Origin of the sequence: Longitalea luteola (assembly GCF_017356035.1) — a bacterium.
Taxonomy (GTDB): domain Bacteria; phylum Bacteroidota; class Bacteroidia; order Chitinophagales; family Chitinophagaceae; genus Niastella; species Niastella luteola.
Map to the genome: position 1 here is coordinate 41467 of NZ_JAFIQX010000010.1, position 25125 is coordinate 66591.

The 25125-nt window shown below is 46.3% G+C and carries 28 protein-coding genes; 11 read left to right on the forward strand and 17 right to left on the reverse strand.

Going from position 1 to position 25125, the window contains the following annotated elements:
• Positions 1–27 precede the first annotated feature (27 nt).
• Genes JUB15_RS21245 through JUB15_RS21255 form a run of 3 tightly spaced genes read right to left on the reverse strand, consistent with a single transcriptional unit; the run spans position 28 to position 3906 of the window.
• Positions 28–1107: an ATP-binding protein gene (locus tag JUB15_RS21245; protein ID WP_207514670.1), complete on the reverse strand. Its 1080-nt coding sequence runs from the start codon at positions 1105–1107 to the stop codon at positions 28–30.
• Positions 1108–1121: 14 nt separating this feature from the next.
• The gene (locus JUB15_RS21250) at positions 1122–2576 is read right to left on the reverse strand and encodes a DUF5691 domain-containing protein (RefSeq protein ID WP_207514671.1); all 1455 of its coding nucleotides are present in this window, start codon (positions 2574–2576) and stop codon (positions 1122–1124) included.
• 28 nt (positions 2577–2604) lie between these two features.
• Positions 2605–3906, reverse strand: coding sequence for an SWIM zinc finger family protein (locus JUB15_RS21255; RefSeq protein ID WP_207514672.1), 1302 nt, complete (start codon positions 3904–3906; stop codon positions 2605–2607).
• A gap of 542 nt (positions 3907–4448) precedes the next feature.
• Here JUB15_RS21255 and JUB15_RS21260 point away from each other — a divergent pair.
• Complete coding sequence (locus JUB15_RS21260; RefSeq protein ID WP_207514673.1) at positions 4449–5723, forward strand: hypothetical protein; 1275 nt, start codon at positions 4449–4451, stop codon at positions 5721–5723.
• An 81-nt stretch (positions 5724–5804) separates the two neighbouring features.
• Here the strand turns inward: JUB15_RS21260 and JUB15_RS21265 are convergent, their stop codons facing one another.
• The 3 genes from JUB15_RS21265 to JUB15_RS21275 form a co-directional block, all read right to left on the reverse strand.
• The gene (locus tag JUB15_RS21265; RefSeq protein ID WP_207514674.1) at positions 5805–6278 is read right to left on the reverse strand and encodes a Dps family protein; all 474 of its coding nucleotides are present in this window, start codon (positions 6276–6278) and stop codon (positions 5805–5807) included.
• Positions 6279–6291: 13 nt separating this feature from the next.
• The gene (locus JUB15_RS21270) at positions 6292–7146 is read right to left on the reverse strand and encodes a pirin family protein (RefSeq protein ID WP_207514675.1); all 855 of its coding nucleotides are present in this window, start codon (positions 7144–7146) and stop codon (positions 6292–6294) included.
• A gap of 144 nt (positions 7147–7290) precedes the next feature.
• Positions 7291–7809, reverse strand: a complete 519-nt coding sequence (locus JUB15_RS21275; RefSeq protein WP_207514676.1) for a DinB family protein — start codon at positions 7807–7809, stop codon at positions 7291–7293.
• A 197-nt stretch (positions 7810–8006) separates the two neighbouring features.
• On the opposite strand from JUB15_RS21275, the gene JUB15_RS21280 reads away from it, so the two are divergent.
• Positions 8007–8705, forward strand: coding sequence for a carbohydrate-binding family 9-like protein (locus tag JUB15_RS21280; protein ID WP_207514677.1), 699 nt, complete (start codon positions 8007–8009; stop codon positions 8703–8705).
• Between the two features lie 66 nt (positions 8706–8771).
• On the opposite strand, the gene JUB15_RS21285 is transcribed toward JUB15_RS21280, so the two are convergent.
• The 3 genes from JUB15_RS21285 to JUB15_RS21295 all read right to left on the reverse strand — a co-directional run bounded on the left by JUB15_RS21285 (position 8772) and on the right by JUB15_RS21295 (position 10036).
• On the reverse strand, positions 8772–9281 hold the full coding sequence (locus JUB15_RS21285; RefSeq protein WP_207514678.1) for a DinB family protein: 510 nt from the start codon (positions 9279–9281) through the stop codon (positions 8772–8774).
• A gap of 15 nt (positions 9282–9296) precedes the next feature.
• Positions 9297–9722, reverse strand: coding sequence for a VOC family protein (locus tag JUB15_RS21290; RefSeq protein WP_207514679.1), 426 nt, complete (start codon positions 9720–9722; stop codon positions 9297–9299).
• 104 nt (positions 9723–9826) lie between these two features.
• Positions 9827–10036 (reverse strand): hypothetical protein, encoded by a 210-nt coding sequence (locus JUB15_RS21295; protein ID WP_207514680.1) that lies wholly within the window; start codon positions 10034–10036, stop codon positions 9827–9829.
• Positions 10037–10391: 355 nt separating this feature from the next.
• Here JUB15_RS21295 and JUB15_RS21300 point away from each other — a divergent pair, with 355 nt between their 5' ends.
• Positions 10392–11378, forward strand: coding sequence for a GlxA family transcriptional regulator (locus JUB15_RS21300; RefSeq protein ID WP_207514681.1), 987 nt, complete (start codon positions 10392–10394; stop codon positions 11376–11378).
• A 393-nt stretch (positions 11379–11771) separates the two neighbouring features.
• Here JUB15_RS21300 and JUB15_RS21305 read toward each other — a convergent pair whose 3' ends face one another.
• Complete coding sequence (locus tag JUB15_RS21305; protein ID WP_207514682.1) at positions 11772–12110, reverse strand: ArsR/SmtB family transcription factor; 339 nt, start codon at positions 12108–12110, stop codon at positions 11772–11774.
• Between the two features lie 303 nt (positions 12111–12413).
• Between JUB15_RS21305 and JUB15_RS21310 the strand changes: the two genes are divergently transcribed.
• Both JUB15_RS21310 and JUB15_RS21315 read left to right on the forward strand, forming a co-directional pair.
• Positions 12414–12785: an SWIB/MDM2 domain-containing protein gene (locus JUB15_RS21310; RefSeq protein ID WP_207514683.1), complete on the forward strand. Its 372-nt coding sequence runs from the start codon at positions 12414–12416 to the stop codon at positions 12783–12785.
• A gap of 398 nt (positions 12786–13183) precedes the next feature.
• Positions 13184–14809, forward strand: a complete 1626-nt coding sequence (locus JUB15_RS21315; RefSeq protein WP_207514684.1) for a L,D-transpeptidase family protein — start codon at positions 13184–13186, stop codon at positions 14807–14809.
• A 54-nt stretch (positions 14810–14863) separates the two neighbouring features.
• Here the strand turns inward: JUB15_RS21315 and JUB15_RS21320 are convergent, their stop codons facing one another.
• Together JUB15_RS21320 and JUB15_RS21325 are read right to left on the reverse strand one after the other, a co-directional pair.
• A complete protein-coding gene (locus JUB15_RS21320) occupies positions 14864–15322 on the reverse strand; it encodes an SRPBCC family protein (protein ID WP_207514685.1) in 459 nt (152 codons plus the stop codon).
• A 28-nt stretch (positions 15323–15350) separates the two neighbouring features.
• On the reverse strand, positions 15351–16370 hold the full coding sequence (locus JUB15_RS21325; RefSeq protein ID WP_439651013.1) for a WG repeat-containing protein: 1020 nt from the start codon (positions 16368–16370) through the stop codon (positions 15351–15353).
• 12 nt (positions 16371–16382) lie between these two features.
• Between JUB15_RS21325 and JUB15_RS28880 the strand changes: the two genes are divergently transcribed.
• Positions 16383–16895: a hypothetical protein gene (locus JUB15_RS28880; protein WP_439651014.1), complete on the forward strand. Its 513-nt coding sequence runs from the start codon at positions 16383–16385 to the stop codon at positions 16893–16895.
• Between the two features lie 26 nt (positions 16896–16921).
• On the opposite strand, the gene JUB15_RS21330 is transcribed toward JUB15_RS28880, so the two are convergent.
• Positions 16922–17386: a hypothetical protein gene (locus tag JUB15_RS21330; protein ID WP_207514687.1), complete on the reverse strand. Its 465-nt coding sequence runs from the start codon at positions 17384–17386 to the stop codon at positions 16922–16924.
• Positions 17387–17559: 173 nt separating this feature from the next.
• On the opposite strand from JUB15_RS21330, the gene JUB15_RS21335 reads away from it, so the two are divergent.
• Positions 17560–18591, forward strand: coding sequence for an alpha/beta hydrolase (locus tag JUB15_RS21335; protein WP_207514688.1), 1032 nt, complete (start codon positions 17560–17562; stop codon positions 18589–18591).
• A gap of 3 nt (positions 18592–18594) precedes the next feature.
• Positions 18595–19617 (forward strand): pectinesterase family protein, encoded by a 1023-nt coding sequence (locus tag JUB15_RS21340; protein ID WP_207514689.1) that lies wholly within the window; start codon positions 18595–18597, stop codon positions 19615–19617.
• Positions 19618–19699: 82 nt separating this feature from the next.
• On the opposite strand, the gene JUB15_RS21345 is transcribed toward JUB15_RS21340, so the two are convergent.
• The 3 genes from JUB15_RS21345 to JUB15_RS21355 form a co-directional block, all read right to left on the reverse strand.
• Complete coding sequence (locus tag JUB15_RS21345) at positions 19700–20458, reverse strand: LytR/AlgR family response regulator transcription factor (protein WP_207514690.1); 759 nt, start codon at positions 20456–20458, stop codon at positions 19700–19702.
• 41 nt (positions 20459–20499) lie between these two features.
• On the reverse strand, positions 20500–21555 hold the full coding sequence (locus JUB15_RS21350) for a sensor histidine kinase (RefSeq protein ID WP_207514691.1): 1056 nt from the start codon (positions 21553–21555) through the stop codon (positions 20500–20502).
• A 69-nt stretch (positions 21556–21624) separates the two neighbouring features.
• The gene (locus JUB15_RS21355; protein WP_207514692.1) at positions 21625–22437 is read right to left on the reverse strand and encodes a Cif family virulence factor; all 813 of its coding nucleotides are present in this window, start codon (positions 22435–22437) and stop codon (positions 21625–21627) included.
• 532 nt (positions 22438–22969) lie between these two features.
• On the opposite strand from JUB15_RS21355, the gene JUB15_RS21360 reads away from it, so the two are divergent.
• On the forward strand, positions 22970–23164 hold the full coding sequence (locus JUB15_RS21360) for a hypothetical protein (RefSeq protein WP_207514693.1): 195 nt from the start codon (positions 22970–22972) through the stop codon (positions 23162–23164).
• A gap of 266 nt (positions 23165–23430) precedes the next feature.
• A complete protein-coding gene (locus JUB15_RS21365) occupies positions 23431–23811 on the forward strand; it encodes a response regulator (protein ID WP_207514694.1) in 381 nt (126 codons plus the stop codon).
• Positions 23812–23899: 88 nt separating this feature from the next.
• Here JUB15_RS21365 and JUB15_RS21370 read toward each other — a convergent pair whose 3' ends face one another.
• Positions 23900–24412, reverse strand: coding sequence for a GNAT family N-acetyltransferase (locus tag JUB15_RS21370; protein ID WP_207514695.1), 513 nt, complete (start codon positions 24410–24412; stop codon positions 23900–23902).
• A gap of 211 nt (positions 24413–24623) precedes the next feature.
• On the opposite strand from JUB15_RS21370, the gene JUB15_RS28715 reads away from it, so the two are divergent.
• Complete coding sequence (locus JUB15_RS28715) at positions 24624–25112, forward strand: acyl-CoA carboxylase biotin carboxyl carrier protein subunit (protein WP_207514696.1); 489 nt, start codon at positions 24624–24626, stop codon at positions 25110–25112.
• Positions 25113–25125: the final 13 nt, after the last annotated feature.

The following is a 25125-nucleotide window of genomic DNA, read 5'->3' on the forward strand; positions in this document are numbered from 1 at the left end:
TTAGATGCCCTGTTAATTCAGCCTGGCTTACATCAGATCTCTGCAAGCCCGGTAAATGTCTTTCCATTCTTCCCTCGGCTTAACTACCGTTTCCAGGTATTCCTGCCATACCAGCTTATCCTGCACCGGGTCTTTAACGACAGAACCGATAATACCGGCAGCCAGGTCAGCCGCTTTCAACTGGCCATCGCCGAAATAAGCAGCCATTGCCAGCCCATTGTTCACAACCGAAATGGCTTCTGCCGTGCTAAGCGTTCCGCTGGGCACTTTGATCTTTGTTTTTCCATCGATGGTGACGCCGCTGCGCAGTTCGCGGAAAATGGTTACGATCCGGCGGATCTCCTGCAGCGCCGGCGGTTCGGCCGGTAATTCCATGATCTTTTCAAAACTTTCAACCCGGCGTTTTACAATATCAATTTCTTCATCCATGGAATCAGGCACGGGCAATATAACGGTATTGAACCGCCGCTTCAAGGCACTTGACAATTCATTCACGCCTTTGTCGCGGTTATTGGCAGTGGCAATTACATTGAATCCTTTTACGGCCTGCACCTCGGTATTCAGTTCAGGAACCGGCAATGTTTTTTCTGAGAGGATAGTGATCAGCGTGTCCTGCACATCGGCGCCAATACGGGTAAGCTCTTCTATACGGGCTATTTTCCCTTCTTTCATCGATCGCATAACGGGCGTTTCGACCAATGCTTTTTCGGAAGGACCTTCTGCCAGCAGGCGGGCATAGTTCCACCCGTACCGGATGGCTTCTTCGCTGGTACCGGCAGTTCCCTGTACGATCATGGTAGAATCGCCGCAAACGGCTGCCGACAAATGTTCACTCACCCAGCTTTTGGCAGTGCCCGGCAATCCGTACAACAACAAAGCGCGGTCGGTGGTTAAGGTAGCCACGGCAATTTCCATCAGTCTTTTGTTGCCAATGTATTTGGGCGATACTTCAAAACCATTTTTCAGTTTGCCGCCGGTAAGGTAGGTTACCACCGCCTGGGGCGTTAATTTCCAATTAGTCGGCCGTTTTCCTGTATCCTGCTTTTGCAGTTCTTCCAGCTCCTGGGCGTATAATTGTTCGGCGTGCTGACGTAATAAGGTTGACATAATGATATGATTATTTAGTCGTTGAAGGATTGTATGGTTTGCTTTTTCAGTTCCAGGAGCCGGGTGATATAGTCGCTGGTATTGCCCCAGGTGGCTCGCGCGTAATCTTCAGGCGGCGCACATTTCTCCAGTTCACCAACAATGCCCACTGGTATGCAATGAATATAGCGGCTGTAAAACGACCGGTTATACTGGTATACGCTTTTGGCGGTATGAATAAATATGGCCCGCGTGAGATCAACGCTCCAGGTATCTTCGCGTTTAATGGCATGCTCAATGATGTTCTCTGCAAACTGGTCAATGAACTTTATACTGTAGAACTCCTGCTCTTTGACCGGTAACAGCGGAATAATGTCAATATAAAAGACCTGGCTGTTCTGCATGAAAGCAGTTGCCCAACGCTGATCTTTGAAGGCAACTACTGCCTGCACCATTGCCGGCAAAAACTTTTTGTTGGTCGCATCTTTTTGCATCGACCGGATGATAACATCGGGTGTACTGTTCAACCGGTTCTCCCAGAACGCAGGTGGCACCGATTGCATCAGCTGCATAACGATGAATTCTTCATCGGTAATTTCTTTGTTATTGCTTAGTTTGTCAATGCCGGTCTTAAAAATGGCTTCATCGAGCCCGGCGGGTAATTTTATCTGAAGTCCTTTTTTTCCGATGGTAACCGTTTTTTGCAGCACCTGCTGGTATTGTTGCACCACAGGTGATTCGGGTATCTGCTTTAACAGCCACAGCGCCACATCCCTTACCTTTTTGCTTTTCTCTTTCGACAGGCTTTCGAGGAACTCAATATCGCCCTCATTGATATTATTAGCCAGTATCAACAGGAACTCAACTTTCGTGGCAGCGTCTTCCTGTGCCCAGGTTTGCAACATCCATTCCCTGGCCGTGGATGCATTTACCTTGCGCAAATGCTCCAGTACGCCTTTACGCTGCTCTACCGAACCTGTTTGCCATAATTCTTCATCGGTGGTGGCCGTAGAAAAATTCCATTCGGGATTGAAGCGCGCCAGCCACTCGCCCCGTTTACCACAACAGGCTACCACCAGGTTCTGCAGCTTTTTTTGAGGAATGCCGACATTCAGCAATTCCGGAACAAACGCTGGCGTTACGATCTGGCCCTTTGCTTCACATAATTGCAACCAGAACTGCAAAAGGGAAATGCTCTCCGAATCGAAAATATCTTTCAGCGTTTGTAAGGCCAATGCAGAGCAGTAGCGCTTTTCTTCTGCATCCGCTTTTGTAATGGTCACTCCTTCTTTTTTTAAGGGCATTACCCCACACTGGCGGTAATTAAATACCAGCGCGGCTGTTTGTAAAAACTGTTCTTCTTTATCGTTTACGGTTTGCTGTAGGTGTGTAGCCGCCGCCGCCAGTTCAGCCGGCAACTCACTAACAGCAAGCGTTCTTTTATCGGTGCCCAGTAAAGCCGTATTTATTATTTGATCCCAGGTTTGCATATACCTGTTTTAATTAGAATATCCTTTGTTATAGAATCTTATATTCCTGCTGGTACCACACCCCAAAGGGTTCGTACACTTTTTCTTTGCCTACTACTGCCATGTTCAACGGTTCGCCACCGCTCAACGATAATAATTTCCAGATGCTCTTAAACCCGTTTTTAATATGCATCATGGCATTGTTGTTGTCCTGTAACCACCATTGCTGTTCATAATAAACCGGCCGCACCTGTTCTATGATGAAGGGCCTTTCGCCGCGGAAGGGCAATGCGGCGCTATAGGCCGTTTCAGCTTCCACGACCTGCTGCCAGTTGGCAAAGCCTTTATACTGTTGTATTCTCTCCGTGCTGATCTGTTTTTTTACAATGGCCCGCAAAGGAACAACGGATGGGTAGAAGACCAGTTCGGCCTGAAGGAAAAGGCCGGGAGTTACTGTCAGCTGCGCCCCCTGGCCGCGTACCATGAACTGCAGCACCAGCGCATACTGATCAGTGGTTACACCGTACAACCAGTTCCTTTCAATGGTTAAATTATCTTCTTCGGTAACCTGTTTACCAAGCACCAGCCATGTATCGGTAATACCTGTTTGCTCTTTTAATTCATCCTGGTTTTGGGTGAAGCCGATCGACGTGCGAAGATCCTGTTGTAATAAGGGAGAAAGGTGTTCGCTATTCTTATAGCCAGTAGCAACGATATATAAGCGCAAGAGCTGGTCGATGAATACTGATTGCCAGCCATCGCGATAAAAGTTTATTTCGGCCATGTTCCTGAGCATACCTGCCAGTCCGGGCGCCTGGGCATCTACCATCCGCCTGGCCATATTCTCAAACCAGGCTGATCCTTTTTCAGGTATATTGATGATGCCATTGCGAATGATGTCTTTTAACCATTGTAAAAGTTCTTCAATACCATCGCTCACTTTTTGTTCACGGGCCTGGCGGCGCTTTGCCTGTGCGGCTTCATCAACCGGTTTATCTTTTTGCGCAGCCTGCTTTTCCTGCCGTTCAGATCGTTTGCTGATCCATTCCGACACCCATGCCGGCATCTGGTTGTTGGTAAAATCATTTTTAGCACGTGCGTACAACAACAGCAGCCCTATCCCATGTTTACAGGGAAATTTGCGGCTGGGGCAACTGCATTTAAAAGCAATATTCACCAGGTCAACCTGCGCCTGATAAGGTTTACTGCCGCTGCCCTGGCATTCGCCCCAGAGCGCCAGCTCATTTACACCTTTGCTCACCCATTTGGCCGGACTCGAGAGCTCCTTCCCGGATCTTTTGGAAGATTCATCAGGTGCCAGGGCAAGCACTTGTTCTTCGGTTAATTGCAAGCAAAAAAGTTTTATTGTCTTTAGAATAAGATCATGGTCCGCTTTTTCTGATCCATGTAACTATAGCATCGTGCAACTGCATGCAAAGTTACCTGTCCCTGGTATCTAAAATCCTATCAGGCGATCAAAACCTTCCCTGCGGATAACATCCTGTATGTGAACCGAGTTGCATACCCCAAAATACGCTGTGATCATGAAGGCAGGAAATGTACAGAATAATTTAATTTGTCACTGTACGCCTATGGCCTGCAACATATTTCATTTATTTCACATCTGAACCTTTTAGGTAATTGCGGCTTTTTGCCGTTACTCCCTCATTAATCAACCTGCTTTTTGGAAAAGATTTCACATACACTTAATATGCTTGCAGGAGCCCCGGGTTGCAAGGGTTTTGTGGAAAAAACCTATTGCGATCACCGGTAGTTATTTTGTTACTCTTATAGAATTTGTATAACTATGATCATGGAAATTTGAAATGCCTGCGCGCACCATTTCTTTCTGTTCACTGATCAACAATTTTCATTTAACCTAAAAACGATCCCATGCGCTTACGCATTTACTGTATTGCTGCCATAGCAGCAACGACACTGCATGCCTGCATAAAACAAACACAGCCAGCCTCCCCTGACGGTTCAGGCGCCAACAACGAAACCCGCGTTCCCATAGAAAATGTCCCGGCAACTAATGTAACAGTGACCTACACCGACGAAAGCAGCTTCGTTAACACTCTTTCATCCTATGGTTACAAAACGCCGGACCAGGTGAACCTTAACCGGGTTGGTACCAGCACGGGTTACACCGCCGTGTATGGATTCAATATTCCCAGCGACCGCCAGGTAAAAGGTTTCAAATGGAATAGCGGCGACCAGCAGACGAATGAATGGCGCCCGCAGGGCATTACCGGATTTACGTGGGCAGGCAGGAACTTCCTGCTGATAACCTGGTATGGCGTAGGCCCGTCCAATATTCCGGGTGTAAACAACCAGCACAAAGGGGTTCGCGTTTCACTGGTTGATATTACCAGCATGAGCAATATCACCTACCGTCATATTCTGCTGGTGCAAAACAAAGCGAATATGTCGAACAGTGAATTGTACGATCCTTCCAACAGCTATGTACAACTGGCCTGCTTTGCTCCGGTAACCATGCATGCCGGGGGGGTGGCTTTTTTTGCCGGTAAACTATACGTTGTTGACACAGGGCTCGGCATCCGCGTATTCGACCTTACCAAATTCATCTCCGCGGCGGGCGATGCTACTGAAACCCGCATTGGTAAAGAAACGGATGGCAGCCTGAAAGCATTCAACTATGCTTATATTTTACCACAGACCGGCTATTACAAGATCACCAATGCGAAGCCATTCTCCTGCATTGAAACGGGTACAGGACTTACAGCTTCCGATATAATGCTTTGGACGGGACAGTACATCGAATCTTCCAGCACGGTTGTGCCAAAAGTGTATGGCTTCCATTTAAATGCTACCGGACAAATTCTAACCTCTCCGGTACCTGAAGTAATTACCCCCATAGATAATGATAACACGAATGTCAACGGTATTCAGGGTGTATATCGTGCGGGCACAAAAACCTTCATGGCCACAACAGGCAACAGCAGTTACGAAGGTTCCACAGCCCGGCTGGTGCGGTATAACGATGGCGCTGCAGCCGGCGTACGCTATCGCTGGCCTCATGGCGCCGAAGACCTGTACCTGGAACAAAGCACTGGCTATTTGTGGAATTTGACGGAATATGAAACAGAGAAGTACGGAACAGATAATCGTTGTGTATTTGCCGTGCGGTTATCAGACTATGATTAGTATAAGCAGAGATAAAAAAAGGTGTGGCCGGAATTCGCCTGATTAGCGAAATGGCCACACCCTTTTATATTATAGAATCAATTACCGTAAATGTGCACGTAACATCCAGGCCATTTTTTCATGTATTTCCATGAGGCCGGTAATAAAATCACTGGTGCCCGCGTCTTTGAACTCATTGGCAAAACGGTCGATATTCTCCCGCATGGTAACAATGATCGTTTCATGATCGGCCAGCAGCTCCCGGATAAAACCGGCACTGTCGTTCTTTTCCCGCATCTGCTCGGTTAAACGGGTCAGCTTCAGAAAATCTTTCAGGGTGCCCGGTGCATAATGTCCCAGGATGCGAATGCGTTCAGCCACTTCATCCATGATCTCATCCAACTGCTCATACTGGCTTTCGAAGAATTTATGTTTGTCATGGAAATCGGGACCTTCTACATTCCAGTGAGCATTGCGGGTTTTCGTGTACAGCAAAAATTCATCTGCCAAAATTCCATTCAAGATGTGCGATACAGCACTCAGATTTTCCGGTTTAATGCCAATGTTAGGTTGCATATATAATACTGTTTTAATAGCTTAAGCTTCCAAAAAGTCCATTTTTATAATCACTCATCGCCTGATCGATCTCCTCCATGCTGTTCATTACAAAATTGTCCTTTGCGGCGATCGGTTCATCAATGGGTTCAGCACTTAAGAATAACAACTGCGCATTTTCAGCAGCAGCAATCCCGATATCCGTTCCCGCCTTATCGAATACGACCAGGTGGTGCATAGCTACAGGCTGGTCGTTCACCACCACTTTTCCTTTTATCACATACAGCAGCGTCCAGTAATCAGGTGTTGCATGTAATTCAATTTCCCTGCCAGCAGCTATTTCGCCGACCATTGAAACAACCGGGGTAAAATTCTGAATAGGTCCGGTTTGGCCATTATAGTCACCGCTGGCCAGCCTGAACTGGATACCTTCTTCATCAATTACCCTGGGCAATTGTTCAGCAGCAGCTGATTGATAAAATGGCTTATCCCACTTGTTGGCCCGCGGCGCATTGATCCAAAGCTGGATCAGCTCCTGTACACCGCCCTGCTGCAGGAATTCATTGGTAGGGCCTTCGCTGTGTAAGATACCACGGCCGGCAAACATCCATTGCACGCCACCCGCTTTTATCACTTCATCATTTCCCGCATTATCGCGATGAAACCCTTCGCCCTGCAACATAAACGTATACGGACTAAACCCGCGATGCGGATGCGGGTGTATCCTTGCCTGCTGACCCGCCTTGTAGGTAACAGGTCCGCTGTGGTGAATGACAATAATTGGATTGGCAAAGCGAAAATCCTTGTGTGGCAATGGCTGCAGCACGGTATCCTCTTCGGTGATCTTTTTTTCGCGTGCATCCAGTATATGATCTATTCTCTTTTTCATCTGTAATGGTTGCTTTAATTGGTGTAACACGGTCAATGACCCTGTTACACCATTCTCCCGTAAAGGTAATTGATGAATGTAGTTTCAATCAATTAAGTTAGGAAATTAAACAGGAGTTTATGTTAAGCAGATGAAAATGCGGCGCTATTTTTTCGGCTTAAGATAGATCAGCTGACCGTAATGCGTGCTTTGGTGATTGGTTCTGTTAATAAGCACATTCAGTTTGTTACGATGCGGTTCTTTGGCAAAATCTTCGGCCGATATTGAATTATGCCTGTTAAACCATTCGTCGGGTTTTGTTGCCGCAATAGCAGCCGAGAACTTTGCATTTACTTCCTTCCAGTATTTTCTTAACTCCTGAACCGGGGGCTTTTCCAAACCTGATTTATCAGGATTCGCTAAAAAAACATTATCCAGTTCAGGGTGCAGGCGCTCGCCCAATCCCAGCAGTGGCAACATTCTGTCTGTAACGGCCACCAGGTGGCCCAGCAAATAAGTGCCGGTATTTCTACCCGGAGAAGTTTCAGCCGCAAGCTGGTCGTCAGACAATTCATCAAACAGTTTGGTACACTGGTTAGTAGAAGCATCCCAGGCAGCTACAGCCATTTTGATAAACAGTTCCTGTACCGGTTGGGTTCCGGCATTTAAAGCAACATCATTCATTGTTGATTTTTTTGGTTTTAAAAAAACAATAACCAACCGGAGCATCATTTTGTTTAACCGCCTTTCCGGGTCCTCCGCTCATTAGCGAGCCGGGTCAATTACCACTCGCGGCCACGGCAAAGCGCATATATGGTCAAACTACAACAAAATAGAATATCTTGCTGTCAGCCTTATTTGGCAGGCAAATAGTATAAATCATGAAGCTATCCCGTTTTATTATCCTGCTTACCGCCCTCTTCCTGTTTTACCTGCATGCAGGTGCACAAACATATACGGTTAAAAAAATACCCAAAGGCGGATTACAGATCACCGGCCGCGGAGATCATACAAGCTGGAAAAATGCCAATGTACTTACCAATTTTTCTTATCCCTGGGAAAAGGAGCAGGCGCCTGCCACCTCGTTCTCCGCGCTTTGGGACGGAAGCTGGTTGTATTGCCTGTTCCAGGTGCACGACGATTCGGTGATCACGCTGGTAAACAAAAATGATAAACTCGAAGTAGGAGCATCGGACCGGGTAGAGATCTTTTTGTCGCCCGATACTTCCCTGTCGCCCTACTATTGCCTTGAAATGGATGCTACGGGCAGGGTGCTTGATTACCGCGCTTCTTATTACCGTAAAATGGATTATAGCTGGAAATGGCCCAACGACCAATTCATTATTAAAACGGCAAAGAATAAAAGCGGGTATGTTGTGGAGATCGCCATCAGCATACAATCGCTGAACGACCTGGGCTTGTTGAAAAACAATCGCCTGCTGGCCGGTTTGTTCAGAGCAGAGCGTAAAAGCGGCCGGGAAGCAAGGGCCAATTTACATTGGATCAGCTGGGTAAAACCCAATGCCGCAAAACCTGATTTTCATATCCCGTCTGCATTTGGAGTGTTTATCCTGGAATAGCACTCACGACCCACCTGCATAACAGGTACGGCTACGGCTTATATTAGGAAATAATAAAATGCCGGATCATGACATAGCCACCAGCTTTTCGCAGATCCTGGTTACCTGGTTGGTATGGCGCTGGGTATGAAAGATCACAAAAGAAATCAGTTCCAAACGGGTGGGATTACTTAATAAGGGCATATGGCAGGTGGCTGTAAGGTCAAGCGCTTTAATGGCCTTGCCTAACGCTGAGCGGCCAGCTTTAAAGCTGGTCAAGAGACTGTCTTTATCAAGCGGACCTTCAGACGGAATGATGAATTCCGGCGCATCCAGTTTCGTGCTGAAATCTAAAAATACATTCCGCAGGTTGTCTACCATTTTATCGGGTTGCCTGTTTGTTGGCTGTACCGGCCCGTTAAGCGTTTGTATCATGGCAGCATCTGACTTGCAAAGATGGTCCGTAACCTGCGCAGCCGTCCAGCTGCCCTCGAACGGAACGGTATTTATTTCAGACTGGCTTAAGGCAGCCACCTTGTCGAGAAACGCATTGGTGGCCGCCTCAAATTCCAGGTATAATTCATTAGCAGTTTTCATAATTGATCAATCAATTTATTGCTGAGTGTTGTCAACATTGATCATCCAGTGAATGCCAAACTTGTCTACGAACATGCCAAAATAGGCGCCCCAGAAGGCATCAGCCATTGGCATGATCACATTACCACCGGCCGAAAGACCAGCAAAGAGTTTGTCGGCTTCCTGTTTAGTGGCGGGGTGCAGGCTTAGATTTACGTTATTACCGGTATTCACTTTGCCCATGGCTTCAGGCACATCACTTCCCATTAACACATTACCACCTTCAATGGGTAATGAAATATGCATGATCTTGTTATCTTCACTGGCGTCGCCTTTGTATTCTTTCGGCATTTCACCAAAGGTGGACACCATAGAGAATTCACCGCCAAATACAGATCTGTAAAAATCGAATGCTTCCTTGCAGTTGCCGTTAAAGTTCAAATAAGGATTCAATGCAGGCATGGTCTTTTTATTTAATAGTTAAGAAATAGTGTGATCTCATGCAGGGCAGGCGGGTGGTGTTCAGAGAAGCTGCAAACGGCTGCCAGCGCAGGGCAGCCTGGTATTTAGTCAAGCACGTTGCAAAGGAAACCTTTTCCTTTGACAATCGTCATTACTTTTTCTATTCGCAGGTCATTGCCTTCCACCCGCAATACTTTATCGCAATCATCCAGGTCAAAATTTATTTTGGTACCCGGAAAATGCCGGCTTAATAAAGCTACCAACTTTTGAGCTTCTGAAAACTCCTGCACATTCGTTTTGAAAACCTCAATCATAGTGCTTATTTTACTACGTTGTACGTTTATAGTTTAATACAACTGCCTATGGAATCGTATTTTTTTAGTACAAAACGTCTTTTTTTCCGCCCTGTTGATCACTAACTATCTGCGTCAATCGTTTTCAAAAGTACATTGGGTCCTTAAAACTCAAAGGGTGCAATCGCGACGAATTAAGGGGCTGTTTGCGACAATTGTTTTTTATCTTTACAAGAGGGGGAAGCTACCATAAAAGATCATTATTGTATCCTTAACTTTTCACCTTTTGTCAGGGTAAAATCCCTTTTTGTCGGAACCAGTGAACAGAAGTTCGAAATCATTACCAAATTGGGCTCACAGCAATAAAAAATATCAGATGAAACACGTTTCGATTATTATTCCGAAAGGACATACCAGCCTGGTGAATATAGAAGGAACGCACCAGATACTCTCTGAAGTGAATCACCTGCGAACCGGTCAGGGAAAAGCTCCCTTGTTTGATATTCAGATGGTTGGCCTCTCCAAGGAAACGGCCCAGCGCGACGGGCTGTTCACCATTAAACCCGACTGTTTGCTGGCTGAAGTAACTAAGACCGATCTCATCATCATACCAGCCACACATGGCGACTTTAAACATATAGTTGAAGACAACCAGGCTTTCATTCCCTGGATCCAGCAGCAGTTCCGGCAGGGCGCCGAGGTGGCCAGTTTGTGCATTGGCTCGTTCTTTCTGGCGGCTACCGGTTTGCTTAGGGGAAAACAGTGCGCCACCCATTGGCGTTACGCCAATGAGTTCAGGGCCATGTATCCCGATGTGGAGCTGGTAGATGACAAGATCATTACTGATGATGAAGGGATTTACACAAGCGGCGGCGCTTACAGCTATCTGAACCTGCTGGTATATATGATCGAAAAATACGCCGGCCGCGACATTGCCATTCTGGTGTCGAAGGCATTTATGATAGACATCGACCGCACCTTACAGTCGCCCTTCATTATTTTCCAGGGGCAGAAATCGCATGAAGATGAAACCGTGAAAAAGGCACAGGAGTATATTGAAAAGAATTTTGAGGACAAGATCACGGTGGATCATCTGGCCGATACTTTTGCCGTAGGCCGGCGAAGCCTCGAGCGCCGGTTCAAAAAAGCTACCTGCAATACGGTGACCGAATATATTCAACGGGTTAAAATTGAAGCTGCCAAGAAGGACCTGGAGACCGGCCGCAAGAATGTGCATGAGGTGATGTATGATGTAGGGTATAGCGATGTAAAGGCTTTCAGAAGCATCTTTAAAAAGATCACGGGACTATCACCCATCGAATACCGCAACAAGTACAATAAGGAAATGCTGGTGCTTGACTGAAACGCTTAACGCAGAACGCGCAACGCCGAACGCTTAACGCAGAACGCAGAACGCGCAACGCCGAACGCTTAACGCAAAACGCAAAACGCAGAACGCCAGGCAATGTTTAAGTGAGCGCCCTGCGTGTTACAGGCTGCCAGGTTGCGGTGAGTGGCGAGTGGTCAATGGCGAATGGTGAATGGTGAGTGGCTTCACGAATTTTGAAATTAATAACTGATTTCAACCGCCCGAATTTCCGGCCTTTTGTCTATTGGACTTGCTTGTCCCCCGAAAGCGTTAGCGTAGGCGGATGCCTTCAGCCTTCAGCCTTGAGCCTTTTGCCTTCAGCCTTAAGCCTTGCGCCTTTTGCCTTCCAATGCGTTCACAAAACACAAGACTACCCTGTCAACATTGTCACTTGCGCTTTCCCGGCCGCTTTTTCTTCGTCTCCAGTTCGTCCAGGTAGTTCTCGAGGTTTTCGAACCGTTCTGACCAGATCCTCCGGTATTGCTCTACCCAATCGGAAACCTCTGTCAGCCGCTCCAGGCGGGCCTCACAGTACCGTTCACGGCCAAATTGTGTAATCACTACCAATCCACATTCAGTAAGCATTTTGATATGTTTATAAATGGCTGTGCGGCTTACTTCAAAGTTTTCGGCCACAGCATTTACATTGAGGGGGTGGTGGGCGATCATATTGATGATCTCCCGCCGGGTGGGGTCGGCTATCGCCTGAAATACATCTCTTCTCATACGATAAATAGGAAACCTTTAGGTTGCAAATTTAATGCAACCCAAAGGTTGCACAAATAAAATTGTAATAAAATACCCAATAGAAATGAGGGTTTTCATAAAAAAGGAGTGTTATGTTTGCATCAGCTTACTTAATTTCACTAAGAGAAACGGCCGTGTACAGGCGACAAAAGGAAAGATTTTAGCAGCTGAATATTTCGTTAATTCGCTTTGTTATTTATAAATTTGATATATTCACTGTGGTTTACTTTCAAATTATCATTCAAAAAAGCTTCATTATTCACTTTTAAATTTTAAAACACTATGGCAAAAACAGCTAAGAAAGCTGCTAAGAAAGCAGTAAAAAAAGCAGCCAAGAAGGCTCCCAAAAAAGCAGTAAAGAAAGTAGCTAAGAAAAAAGCAGCTGCTCCTAAAAAGAAATCTGCAAGAAAACCAAACGCCGCTTTCATGGCTCCTTTGAACGCCAGCCCCGCTTTAGCTGAAGTGGTAGGTAGCAAACCATTACCAAGAACAGAGATCGTTAAGAAGATCTGGGATTATATCAGAAAGAACAACCTGCAAGACAAAAAGAACAGAAGAATGATCAATGCAGACACCAAACTGAAACCGCTGTTCGGCAAAGATCAGATCTCAATGTTCGAACTGGCTAAAGTGGTAAACAAACACGTGAAGTAGTTCGATATGCGAATTGAAGGAATTTCAACTTTTACAGGTACGGTGGGTTACAAAGCCTGTAAAAGCCAGGGTTAGTAAGTACTTATTTTTTTCAGATCATCGCTCCTTCATTTCTTAAGCTTGTAATGGCCCTCTTCAGGATCAACGGGGCCTTATACTACCTCAACAAAAACTCATTAGGATCCAGGTCACTTATGCATACGATTGCTGTTCTCCCATAGTTACTGATCTAACTGTCCGGATTATTGCTTCGTATGAAATTACCTACCATACGTTCAACACGTACTTTAGCGGGGTTTACGGGTATAACTGGCAGTGAAACTTTAACTACAATGAGAGAATACACCAGTTTTATTCATGAACCCCATTTTTATTTGTAGCGATTTACTTCCTATTAGATGAGCAACCAATTTTTTCAAAGAACCTTTTGTTTTCTTGTCCTGTTGTGTATTTGGGGATGTAAGGAATCGGATAGCCGGTCAGCAGGCAATCGAAAAAAAGATTCCATCGAGAACCTGGTAAAGGAAGCGGCACAGGATATTGCCGGTAACTTCAGCGACCAGAACTCCCTGCGTTTTTCTTCCGCCCGCCTCCATACATTTTTTGCCCGGTACGATTCCCTCCGCAGCTTTCAAACCGACCTCGATACTTTTTACAAAGCGCGTAATTATGCATACGCCTGGCTTAACGGCAATGGCACATTTACCGAGCAGGCCACTCACCTGCATATGCGGTTAGAGAATCTGCCTGAAGAAGGTCTCAATATTGTACTGCCTTATAAACGCACGCTCGATAGCCTCATCAACACGGGCAGCACCCAGACCATTGAGCAGAAATGCGAAACAGAACTGTTGCTGACCTCCCTCTACTTTTTCTTTGCCCAAAAGGTTTGGGGCGGACTGGAAGAAGGCGCCAGCCAAAAAGTGAACTGGCTCATGCCCCGCAAAAAGCTTTCTTACCCGGCACTGCTCGATTCCATATTGAAACCCGGCAACGCCTCCGCCGTTAAGGAACCGGTGTACAGGCAATACAACCTGCTGAAGGAATACCTCAAAAAATACAAAGCACTGCCCACGGAAAATATAACCATCAGCCTGCCTGGTAACAAAGCCATCCGCCCGGGCGATACCTCACCCGTAATCGTTAAACTGCGCAAAAAACTGTTCCTGCTGGGCGATCTTACCAATGCCAAAGACACATCCTCTCCCGTTTACGATTCCATGACTTTATTACCCGCGGTTAAACGGTTTCAGCGCAGGCATGGCATGAAAGAAGACGGTATAGCAGGCGGCGGTATGGTTAGAGAACTGAACATACCCATACAGCAAAGGATCGAAAAGATAATAGTGAATATGGAACGCAACCGCTGGCTGCCAACTGATGTACGCGGCCGCTACCTGGCGGTAAACATTCCTGAATTTGTTTTACACGCCTACGACGACGATTCGCTCTTATGGAATATGAATGTGGTAGTGGGCAAGGATGTAAACAAAACAGTGATCTTCGCCGGCACCATCAGCCAGGTTGTGTTCAGCCCCTACTGGAATGTACCTGCAAGCATCTTGAAAAAAGAAATTTTACCCGGTATTCAGAAGGACCCCAATTACCTGGAATTACATCATATGGAAAAGACCGCCGACGGCGTTCGGCAAAAACCCGGCCCCTGGAACTCCCTGGGCGCCGTGAAATTCCTTTTCCCTAACAGCCATAGTATTTATTTACACGACACGCCTTCAAAGACTTTGTTCCAGGAAAGTAAGAGAGCTTTCAGCCATGGTTGCATCAGGGTGGCCGAACCTAAAAAACTCGCCATGTATTTATTGCGTGAAGATTCCACCTGGACAGAAGAGAGGATCACCCAGGCAATGAACAGCGGCAGGGAACAATACGTGGCCGTTAAGAATCCCATGCCAGTATACATTACTTATTTTACTGCCTGGGTCGACCGGCAGGGCGATCTTAACTTCAGGGAAGATATTTATAAAAGGGATGCCCAGCTTTCAGACCTGCTGATGAAGCATTAAACGGGCAGAAAGCGGCTTAAAACAGGCGGACGGCACAAATTGCGTCCGCCTGTTTTATGTAAATAAACGCTCTATAGCGGCTTTACGATAGGCAAACAGGTCCTCGAGCTTTTTACGTACCAGCAGCGCATGAGTGAGCACCCCGAGCCATCCGAACGGCAATTTATATTTCACCACATCCTGCATAAGCACGCCGTTTCCCGTTTCGGTAAACGTATGGGTATGCTCCCAAACCCGGTAAGGTCCCCTAAGCTGCACATCGGTAAACGCGAATGGCTTGTTTACATCAACGATCTCAGTTTGCCAGTGCAACGGAATGCCGAATAAAGGCTTCACCCTGTAATCGATGCGCATACCGGTGTAGATCTCCTGGTCCTCTATTTGAGTAAGGGTTACAAAATCCATGGCCGGGGGAGTAATGCGGGCCAGGTTGTTGGGCGAAGAAAAGAACGCCCATGCCTTTTGAATATCTACCGGCAGCAACTGCTCCTTTTTTAAATAGAATATGCTCATACCTCCAATTACATATACTGCTCATTGATCATGAACGTAAATAGTTCATAACCGTTTCAATATCGCTTTCTTCGTATTTGTCGTTATACTTTTCTACACCATAGCCATAGAAACCAAGCGCCACCGGTATAGTGGCCGGAACCTCTGTTCCTTTGTTTATTAAATTAGCTGCGCCGGAAACAATGACATTCAGCACCCATAGAAAGGCGCTGTATTGCGACCATTGCTGCTTATAATGAGTGCCGCAATGGTCACAGCGATAAAGGTCCGTCCCGATCACCTGCAGCCTTTTCTGAAATACGGAGAAAAGCAGTTCCTGGTCAATAAAACCAACCGGGTTTTTCCATTCAATAAAATGCCTGAACCGCTGGTATTCGCAGGGGCAACCGGCGGCATACATTTCCTGCACCAGCTGCTCACTGGCTGCTATAAACTGCTTTTTCCTTTGGTTGAGCTCATTGAGGTAGTCAAGGTTATTATTCCACGTTACCCCGCCGCCAATGGTGAGCTCGCCTTCTCTGTACAATTCTCCATCCTGTACCTGCACTGTCACTGTATTCCTGTACACCCGGCCAATTGAAATATACTGCTGCGGCACAACGATGTTGCCGGCTTTATCGATCAAACCCCAGGTTTTCAGATCGCCGAATTTGGCATACCCATTCTCAAAATTGGTGAGCACCGGAAACCGGTAATCTATAACCAGCCTGCCGTATTCATCAATAGCCCCATGCTGGTCTTTCTCATTTCGAACGATCGCTCTTCCTTCTGAAAAGTCATCGGTGTAATGAAACTGCGGCGTTATCACTTCCCAGCCTGCTTTATTGATGAACCCCCATTTTCCCTGGAACAATACCCTTGCCTTGCCTTCGGTAAAATTGCCATACGATTCATATTTATTGCTGAAAGGCAACACCTGGTTACCTGCCTCATCGAAATAAGCGGTATAATCTCCTTCCGTAACGGTGAAGAGTCCGTCGGAGGGGTAGGCAACAAAATCATAAATAGCGGGAATGATAATATCTCCCTCGGGCGATCGAATGCCCATTTTGTTACCTTCATGAAACTGTATATAATCGCCGGGGGTCATGCTACGATGTCTTGTTTTGTGATGGAATACCGGTTGCCGGGAATACAAGTTACAGGTTACAAGTTACAGGTTACAGGGGAATACAGGTTACCAGTTACCGGTTGCCGGTTGCCGGGAATACAAGTTACAGGTTACAAGTTACAGGTTACAGGGGAATACAGGTTACCAGTTACCGGTTGCCGGGAATACAAGTTGCAGGTTACAAGTTACAGGTTACAGGGGAATACAGGTTACCAGTTACCGGTTGCCGGTTGCCGGGAATACAAGTTACAGGTTACAGGGGAATACAGGTTACCAGTTGCCGGTTGCCGGGAATACAAGTTGCAGGTTACAAGTTACAGGTTACAGGGGAATACAGGTTACCAGCTACCAGTTACCGGTTGCCGGGAATACAAGTTACAGGTTACAAGTTACCAGTTGCCGGTTGCCGGGAATACAAGTTACAGGATTAAAGATTGCAATAACCGGCCTTTGCCGTTTTGAAGGCCAGCATTAAGCGTTCAGCGTTTTTAAAACCACCTGAAGTAAGGCCGGCGGGTGAACGGCGACCACTGCCAGGGTATTGACAGAAAAATTATTACGAAGGCAATGGTAAACCAGATAGCCATTGTTTTAAACCGCTGCGCATCGCTCGTTTTCTTCCTGGATCGCAGGGAGCCGGTCGTTATCAGGCCAACTGCGATGAACATCATGGTGATATGCTCCATCCCAAAGAACCTGATCTCCCGCTCGTGCACTGCAACTTTGAAATAGTTAAAAAAATACAGTACCACCGGACTAATACAATACAGGATGATACCCAGCAACCATTGAAGTTGCGAGGTATAGACCGCCGCACTTCTGATGGCGTTGTCAAACGGGGTAAATGGCTTTTTGTGTAACCAACCCTGCCAACTTCGAAAAACAGCTATTAACAAACTAATTAAAACCAGCCAGCGAACCAGTGAATGCGTAGTTAACAGTACAGAATACATTTTACTTCCTTTGTTTATCAGAACACTCTTCGCAGAGTGCATAAAGCAGTGTAATAATAAGACCTAAAAGTAAGGGATACGAATTTTTAAACCTGTATTACCAGTTTTCAAACCTTCAAACATGACCAAACCTTTACATTTGTATTACTTCATATAGTTTAAACTGTTATTCAATGACCAGGAATTGCTTTGCCGCGTATTGGTATTCTTTAGCAGCAGTCCTTTTGTTTTTCACCCCGACATCCGCTTACAGCCAGGCGCAGCGGGTTGATGGCTACTCACCCTATGCCGACACCTCGTTCACTACCTGGAGCGCCTTTATTAAGACCCGGCAAACGCACCCCGAAATACAGATGGTACCGGAACTGAGATCCAAAAAAATAACAGAGAAAAGAAATATAGAATATCAGCGTTACAGGGAAGGGAAGTTGATCCTCTCCCTTGACGCCTTTCTGCCTGTTATGAAATCCACTGAAAAACGGCCGGCGATCGTGATCATTCATGGCGGCGGCTGGCGGTCTGGCAACCGTACGCAACATCATCCCCTGGCCCAACACCTGGCGGCCCGCGGTTACATTTGCTTTACGCCCGACTACCGGTTATCAACCGTTGATCCATATCCGGCAGCCATACACGATCTGAAAAGGGCTTTACGGTGGGTAGTTCAACATGCCGGTAAATACCATGTGGATACCAGTAAGATCGCGGTATTGGGTTTTTCAGCCGGTGGCGAACTGGCGGCCTTTCTCGGCACAACCCTGGGTAATCCAACATTCGAAGGCCCTTCCTGGCTTTACAGGGAGCCCATCGGGCTACGGGTACCGGCTCCTATTCATGCCGTGATAGATATCGATGGAACATTATCCTTTACCCATCCCGAAACCGGTGAAGGCGACGATAGCAAAAAGATCTCTGCCGCCACGTATTGGCTTGGCTACAAAAAAGCAGACAGCCTAGCATTATGGGAAGAAGCTTCGCCGCTCACCCACGTTGGCCCGCATACGCCGCCCACCCTGTTCCTCAACAGCAGTGTGGCCAGGATGCATGCCGGCCGGGACGATTTTATAAAGGTGTTAAATAAGTACAATATCTATTCGGAAGTAAAGACCTTTGAGAATGCGCCGCATGCCTTTTGCCTGTTCCATCCCTGGTTTGAGCCTACCGTTAATTATATTGACGATTTTCTAAAAAAAGTATTCAGATAACACATGAAGCAGCTTGTATTATTCCTGAGTCTGGCCATTATGGGCAGCGCCATAACATCCGCTCAAACCGCCAATCCGCAGCAGTATAAATATGTTTTCACGGTGGCTAAAGACGGTTCGGGTGATTACAAATACATCCAGGACGCTATTGACGCCATGCGTGTTTACCCCCTGGCGCCAATAACGCTGTATATAAAAAATGGCGTGTACAATGAAAAAATTGAACTGCCTGCCACCAATACCGATGTAACGTTTATTGGCGAAAGCGTTGATAAAACAATCATTGTGTTCAACGATTATTCTGGCCGGGGCAAACTGACCACTTTCACTTCCTATACGGCCAGGATCAGTGGCAACCGTTTCCGGGCTGAAAATATTACTTTCTCCAATTCGGCAGGTCAGGTAGGACAGGCAGTAGCGCTGTATGTAGATGCCGACCAGGCGATCTTTGTCAACTGCCGCTTCCTGGGCAACCAGGACACCATCTTTACCGGCGGTGAAACTGCAAGGCAACTGTTTGTAAACTGTTATATTGAAGGCACAACAGATTTTATATTCGGTCCGGCCACCGCCGTTTTCCAGCACTGTGACATTCATAGCAAATCCAATTCATACATTACGGCAGCCAGTACAACACAGGGCAAGAAATTTGGGTATGTATTTATGGATTGTAAGCTAACAGCCGACAGCGGCGTGAATAAAGTGTATCTCGGGCGGCCCTGGCGCGCCCATGCCAAAACAGTATTTATGCGTTGCACTATGGACAAACATATCGTACGCGAAGGATGGAATAACTGGGGCAACCCCGCCAATGAACAGACCACCCTCTATGCGGAATATAAAAACAGCGGTCCGGGCGCTGACAGGAGCAACCGCGTAAAATGGAGCCATCAGCTTACTGATAAGGAGGCGGCTGATTATTCGTTAAACAGCATTTTAAGTAATGAAGGTTCGGCATTGCCGGCAAATGCCAAATGGTACCAGGAGCAGGGCACCCGCGGGTTTCAGTGGCCGGAGAAGAAGTGAGTGGTCAAAGGTGAATGGTCAATGGTGAATGGTCAATGGTCAATGGTGAATGGTGAGTGGTGAATGGTCTGCTGACGTCGCATCACTTATTCAACCAATTCTTAAAGTCGCCGGCTTTCAGGCGGCTGATGATGATCTCTTCATACGGAGCGGGATGGATCATCAGCTTCAATTTGCCATCGAACCAGGTGATCACCTCTTTAACCGAAGTATAGTTTACAATGAACTGCCGGTTCACGCGAAAGAAAATAGCCGGCGATAATTGCTCTTCCAGCACATCGAGATTGTTTTCTATGATATAATCCACGCCGTCAAAGGTTTTAATATAATGCACCCTTTCCCGGGTGTAGATATGGGCCACATTGGCGGCCTCTATAGAAAAATACCGGCTTCCTTTTTTAACCAGGAAACGGCTTTTATATTCTTTTTCTGCTTTTGGCTGCAACTGTTCTATAAGTGCTGTGAGATCGACCGGTTTACTGTTGCTTGTCTGCGCTTTGTATTTATCCAAAGCAAAAAACAATTCTTCCTTCACCAGCGGTTTCAGTAAATAATCTATGCTGTTGTATTTGAATGCCTGGATGGCGTATTCGTTAAAGGCAGTTACGAAAATGATGTGGCTTGTCACTTCCACCTCTTTGAAGATCTCAAAGCTTTTTCCGTCTCCCAATTCAATATCGAGCAAAATGAGATCGGGTGAGCCCTTTTCTTCGAACCAGGCAACCGCCGACCGCACAGTATCGAGGCAGGCTTTTATTTCAATGGCGGCATCGTATTCCTTAACAAACCGGGAGAGCCGTTCGGCAGCCAATGCTTCATCTTCAATTATAACAACGGTCATACTTTTTGCGCTTAATGGCCAAAGATAAGCATGTTATCTTTTCATTTTAAAGCTACTGCTTCGTACATGCTCGTCTCGATCAGGGGAAGCACTACCCTGAATTCCTTTCCATCATCAGTTATACAAAGCTGATCTTCTTTCTTAAGCAGCTGATACCGGGTAATGAGGTTGGTTAACCCCGTCTTTTCGGAAGGCTCTGGGGTGCGTTTACGTTGAATATTGTTGGTGATAATGAGGTGGTGGTGCTGGTCATTGGTTATCGAAACATACAGCGGCATATCACGTGATACAATGTTATGCTTCACGGCATTTTCCACCAGTAATTGCAACACAAACGGGGGCAGCAGGTAGTCGTGTTCTTCCTCATCGATCCTGATCTCGATTTGAAAAGAATCTGCAAACCGGGTCTTCAGCATCAGCACATACGAATTCAGAAAACGAAGTTCATCCCGCAAAACTGCCAGCTCCGTTTCTTTTTTACTGAGCAGATAACGGTAAACCGCCGACATTTCCATCACAAACCTTTCGGCGCGCCCGGCATCTATGCCAATAAGCGAAGCCAGGGTGTTCAGGCTGTTAAATAAAAAATGCGGTTTCACCTGGTCTTTCAAAAACTGGTACTGGCTGTTGATGTTTATCTGTTTCAGCCGCTCCGATTCTGCATACAGCACTTTCCAGTTCTCGATATAATAAAACCCTTCAAACAAGCCCACCACGATGGCTGTGGCAAATAGGTTCAACCCGATCATGAACATAAAGTCCCAGAACTGCACCAGCCATTTGATCCTGTATGACGGATAAAAAATAATAGCTACGGTAAATATTTCCTGCAGCAGCGCTACCAGTACGAGGATGGGAATACCAATTTTCAAAACATACAGCACACGGCGTTTGGTATTGGTAAGGCCCGGGTATTTTTTACGGCCAAGCATAAAGATCAATCGGGCGCTTTCGCTGGTAAGAATGCAATAAAAGGCGCTCAGCAATACCACTAACAAGGCGGTACGCATGTCGTGGATGAACATGCCCATAAAGAATACAACCGTAAATACAAAGAGGAACAGGGGAGTATACAGCCTGATCTTTTTTTCATTCATACCGCTCTGATTGATTTGCAAATGTAGGCATCCGACAGCGCCCGGATCAATATCAATGAAGGCGGCGCCTCACTTTAAAACCTGCAACAGGAGCTTCCAGCCTTCTTTTTGGTATCCCCATACCCGCAGGTAATTTTCTTTGCTGCCCCTCCGCGCTACGGTTCCATAAGCATATACCAGGTCGCCGGCGGCGGATTGTGCGCCACCCGTACATTCAAATTGCAGGTCGGCTGGTATTTGCTGTACAACCGCTTGAATATCTTTTACCGTATGTAATGGCTGCCGACCGGCGATATTGAACCACGAGTGCTCGGACAGATATTGCAGAAAAGCCTGGTTGCCCAATTGCTTAAACTGGGCAATAAAATCACCCTCCACTTTTTGCCAGCCGGTGTTACGGGTTACCGGTGCTTCTGGCCGATAGCTGCGCGGTGGATGATCGTTATGGAACTGGGAGGGTTTGTATGGAACGCCGATATCGATCAATACTTTCCATTCTCCCTGTTTGTTCTTTACCCAAATGCTGTTATAGTTGCCGCTTTCCAGCACCGGACCCGCCGGCGAATTTTTTCCTTCGAAAGGACCGGTAGAAAAGCCTATATCCCCCGAGATAGCCATACCCGTATAAACAGGTTTCCAATAGATAAGCGGGCCTTTTTCGGGCAGGCTGCTCCAGAAAGGCAGACCTGCATGGGCCTGGCCGCGATGAAACAGGAGACTATTGCTATCGAGAAAATGCAGGAACGCTTTTTTGGCGCCGCTGTCGATAGCCATTTGAGCAAATGCCTGTTCGGCCCTGGCTATTTCATGCTGTTGTGCAGCAAGAGGGAGCCAGCCATACGCCAGCAGTACACACCAGGTGATCTTCGCATAAAAGTTCATGTAGTAAATTTATCGAGACCAATGCTACAACAAAATGCGGGTTACTGCTTAGCTTTTTGATCGAAATGCAGGATTGGTGCTCTGAAATGCAGGTTCCGGCGAACGATCCGGTATCTAAGAGGCGTTGGCCGCACTGTATCTCGCAATTGGTTCGGAACAATAACAGTTATGAAGGACAGAAAAGCACGTATGGCTGGCCGAAAGAAGGTTCGGTTTATCATGGCAGATCGTTGCAGCCGGTGCTGCTGGAAGGGACAAATATCGCTTGCGTTAAACTATTATGGGTAATTGTAATGTGGAGCACATTCCACAGTTTATTAACACTCTACACTTATTGATTTTTTGCGCATAGGTATAACTATGTAGTATAACCATGAATAAAACACTTACCTTCAAATTCATACGCCAAATAACCGGAAACAGGCATCAGCCTCTTTTTTGATAAAAATGAAGGGTTTGTGCCTGTTGCCCGCAACGGTACAGGAATTGTACTTTGCTGTAAAATACTTGTGTACTACGAGAATATGTGCGCATGAAAGATATTACATCAGACTACCTTATGCACCTGCATAAGCAATACATGGCAGAAGTTGGAAAGTTCTTGAAAGCATTACAGGAAAATGCCCCGCGTAATGAACTTATACTCATCAGAACAAATGTGAAAAAGCTGCTCGCCGAAATTCGCAAATACCCCATATCGGGTAATCAAAATGGTAACAGTCGCTAAACAGCACCGGATAATCGCACACCTCATTTATTTCTCCCCTTTTCTGCACATTAAAAAGCCGTTAATCATAAGTACTATTATTTACCATCCTGACTGGTTTTTATTCATTTTACCGGCATAGGGTTAGTTGTTCTTAAGAAAAACAGGCATAGTTGATGTTTTAACAGTATGACCAGGCGCCAGGTTGGTACCCCGCTGGCATAAAATTTCCTTTATCAGGTTAGTTAGCTCCCGAACTGGAAAACTAAAACATTAATGAAGAGTCTATGAAAAATCCAACAATTGCAGTAGTTGACGATCATGCGTTACTGCGTAAGGCGGTAAATTACCGGCTCACGGGTTTAGGGTACAATGTGGTTATGGAGGCTGAAAATGGCCAGCAGTTCCTCGACAAACTGGAAGAAGATGCTACCTCCCCCGATCTTTGCCTGCTCGATATCAATATGCCTGTTATGAATGGCTTTGAAACAGCTGTTCAATTAAAGAAGAAATGGCCGGCTATCAAGATCCTTTTCTTTTCCATGCAAAACGGAAGTATGTACATAAAGAAGGCCCGCGAATTGGGCGCTGATGGATATCTCTGTAAAGATGCTTCGTCTGAAGAGTTCAACAGGGTGCTATACGCCGTGTTACCACCAGCTGTTTAATACAATTTTGAGATTTCGAGATTTCGAGATTTTGAGATCTGTCACGAAGTTCAACTATGATTAAATCCCAAAATCAGAAATCATAAATCTACCTTTTGATGATCCATTCATAATAAATGTGTGGCACCGATTTATAAACAACATGTCCTCTTTCGGTGAATCCGCATTTCTCATAAAAGCCGCCGGCGCCGGCTACGCCTGCATAAGCATCGAGCCGGATGGCGTCACCTGCCAATGCAGCAGCTAAAACCTTTGCCTGTTCGATCAATGACCTGCCCACACCTATCCGTTGATAGCCAGGCCGTACAGCCATATCAACCAGGTAAACGGGGCGGTGAACCGGTGTAAAGTAGGCAGGATCGATGACCCAGGGTCTTAACGATGTTAACCGCAGTGTTCCGATAATATCTTTTCCGTTCAGGGCAACCAGCACTTTGGCTTTACTCATGCCATTCAACACACCTTTTTCAGAAGCCACGGCACTCCAATGTCCCATGCCATGTTTTACAGTAAGATCATGCGCAGCCTCGCTGATGACTTCAGCAATAGCCGCTGCCTCTTGTGGCGTTGCCAGTGATATAGACACCTGTATATTATTCACCAGATAAAAATACGCAATCCACTCAATTACCGTTTCCTCCCGGTCTTAAGTTATTCTAAAAAACAGATCAAACCATAATACGGCCAAAGCAGCATACACCATCAACGTATATGCGGCAACGTTTCCTTTCCTGGCATTCATCGATCAAAGCTTTACCGCTTTTCTTTTTATGGCATTTCACAATTACTTAAATTACAGCAAAATGCCGCTAATGCCCGCTACTGAAACGTATAAAATACTGGTCAATGGGTTTGTGTTCTTTTTCTCGCGATCAGAGCTGGAAAAGCTTGACCTGGTTGCCATCTCCCCCACCACATTCAATGCGCTCAAAGATCAGAAGTCGGTAAATGCACGGCTTCTTAAAGCCGATCTGCTCAATAAGACATTTTCTATTGAAACCGGCGGTGAAACATTTGAGGTAGTCATTAAAGATGCGCTCGATCAGCAGCTGGAACAAATGGGTTTTGGCAGTTCCTCCGGCAAACAGCTGAAAGAGATCAAAGCACCCATGCCGGGCCTGGTGCTGGAAGTAGCAGTTACCGACGGGCAGCAGGTAAAAGAAGGCGACCGCATACTGATACTGGAAGCCATGAAAATGGAGAACAGTATACTGGTACACGCCGACGCAACCATTAAAAAAGTAGCAGTAGTGGCAGGACAGGCAGTTGAAAAAGGACAGGTACTTGTAGAACTGGAATAATGTTTATCAATTG

What these genes read in the sequence shown, in the direction of transcription:
- JUB15_RS21245 (WP_207514670.1), bottom strand. Translation starts at nt 1,107, where the DNA reads ATGTCAACCTTATTACGTCAGCACGCCGAACAATTATACGCCCAGGAG.
- JUB15_RS21250 (WP_207514671.1), bottom strand. Translation starts at nt 2,576, where the DNA reads ATGCAAACCTGGGATCAAATAATAAATACGGCTTTACTGGGCACCGAT.
- JUB15_RS21260 (WP_207514673.1), top strand. Translation starts at nt 4,449, where the DNA reads ATGCGCTTACGCATTTACTGTATTGCTGCCATAGCAGCAACGACACTG.
- JUB15_RS21265 (WP_207514674.1), bottom strand. Translation starts at nt 6,278, where the DNA reads ATGCAACCTAACATTGGCATTAAACCGGAAAATCTGAGTGCTGTATCG.
- JUB15_RS21270 (WP_207514675.1), bottom strand. Translation starts at nt 7,146, where the DNA reads ATGAAAAAGAGAATAGATCATATACTGGATGCACGCGAAAAAAAGATC.
- JUB15_RS21275 (WP_207514676.1), bottom strand. Translation starts at nt 7,809, where the DNA reads ATGAATGATGTTGCTTTAAATGCCGGAACCCAACCGGTACAGGAACTG.
- JUB15_RS21280 (WP_207514677.1), top strand. Translation starts at nt 8,007, where the DNA reads ATGAAGCTATCCCGTTTTATTATCCTGCTTACCGCCCTCTTCCTGTTT.
- JUB15_RS21285 (WP_207514678.1), bottom strand. Translation starts at nt 9,281, where the DNA reads ATGAAAACTGCTAATGAATTATACCTGGAATTTGAGGCGGCCACCAAT.
- JUB15_RS21290 (WP_207514679.1), bottom strand. Translation starts at nt 9,722, where the DNA reads ATGCCTGCATTGAATCCTTATTTGAACTTTAACGGCAACTGCAAGGAA.
- JUB15_RS21295 (WP_207514680.1), bottom strand. Translation starts at nt 10,036, where the DNA reads ATGATTGAGGTTTTCAAAACGAATGTGCAGGAGTTTTCAGAAGCTCAA.
- JUB15_RS21300 (WP_207514681.1), top strand. Translation starts at nt 10,392, where the DNA reads ATGAAACACGTTTCGATTATTATTCCGAAAGGACATACCAGCCTGGTG.
- JUB15_RS21305 (WP_207514682.1), bottom strand. Translation starts at nt 12,110, where the DNA reads ATGAGAAGAGATGTATTTCAGGCGATAGCCGACCCCACCCGGCGGGAG.
- JUB15_RS21310 (WP_207514683.1), top strand. Translation starts at nt 12,414, where the DNA reads ATGGCAAAAACAGCTAAGAAAGCTGCTAAGAAAGCAGTAAAAAAAGCA.
- JUB15_RS21315 (WP_207514684.1), top strand. Translation starts at nt 13,184, where the DNA reads ATGAGCAACCAATTTTTTCAAAGAACCTTTTGTTTTCTTGTCCTGTTG.
- JUB15_RS21320 (WP_207514685.1), bottom strand. Translation starts at nt 15,322, where the DNA reads ATGAGCATATTCTATTTAAAAAAGGAGCAGTTGCTGCCGGTAGATATT.
- JUB15_RS21325 (WP_439651013.1), bottom strand. Translation starts at nt 16,370, where the DNA reads ATGGGCATTCGATCGCCCGAGGGAGATATTATCATTCCCGCTATTTAT.
- JUB15_RS28880 (WP_439651014.1), top strand. Translation starts at nt 16,383, where the DNA reads ATGAAACTGTATATAATCGCCGGGGGTCATGCTACGATGTCTTGTTTT.
- JUB15_RS21330 (WP_207514687.1), bottom strand. Translation starts at nt 17,386, where the DNA reads ATGTATTCTGTACTGTTAACTACGCATTCACTGGTTCGCTGGCTGGTT.
- JUB15_RS21335 (WP_207514688.1), top strand. Translation starts at nt 17,560, where the DNA reads ATGACCAGGAATTGCTTTGCCGCGTATTGGTATTCTTTAGCAGCAGTC.
- JUB15_RS21340 (WP_207514689.1), top strand. Translation starts at nt 18,595, where the DNA reads ATGAAGCAGCTTGTATTATTCCTGAGTCTGGCCATTATGGGCAGCGCC.
- JUB15_RS21345 (WP_207514690.1), bottom strand. Translation starts at nt 20,458, where the DNA reads ATGACCGTTGTTATAATTGAAGATGAAGCATTGGCTGCCGAACGGCTC.
- JUB15_RS21350 (WP_207514691.1), bottom strand. Translation starts at nt 21,555, where the DNA reads ATGAATGAAAAAAAGATCAGGCTGTATACTCCCCTGTTCCTCTTTGTA.
- JUB15_RS21355 (WP_207514692.1), bottom strand. Translation starts at nt 22,437, where the DNA reads ATGAACTTTTATGCGAAGATCACCTGGTGTGTACTGCTGGCGTATGGC.
- JUB15_RS21360 (WP_207514693.1), top strand. Translation starts at nt 22,970, where the DNA reads ATGAAAGATATTACATCAGACTACCTTATGCACCTGCATAAGCAATAC.
- JUB15_RS21365 (WP_207514694.1), top strand. Translation starts at nt 23,431, where the DNA reads ATGAAAAATCCAACAATTGCAGTAGTTGACGATCATGCGTTACTGCGT.
- JUB15_RS28715 (WP_207514696.1), top strand. Translation starts at nt 24,624, where the DNA reads ATGCCCGCTACTGAAACGTATAAAATACTGGTCAATGGGTTTGTGTTC.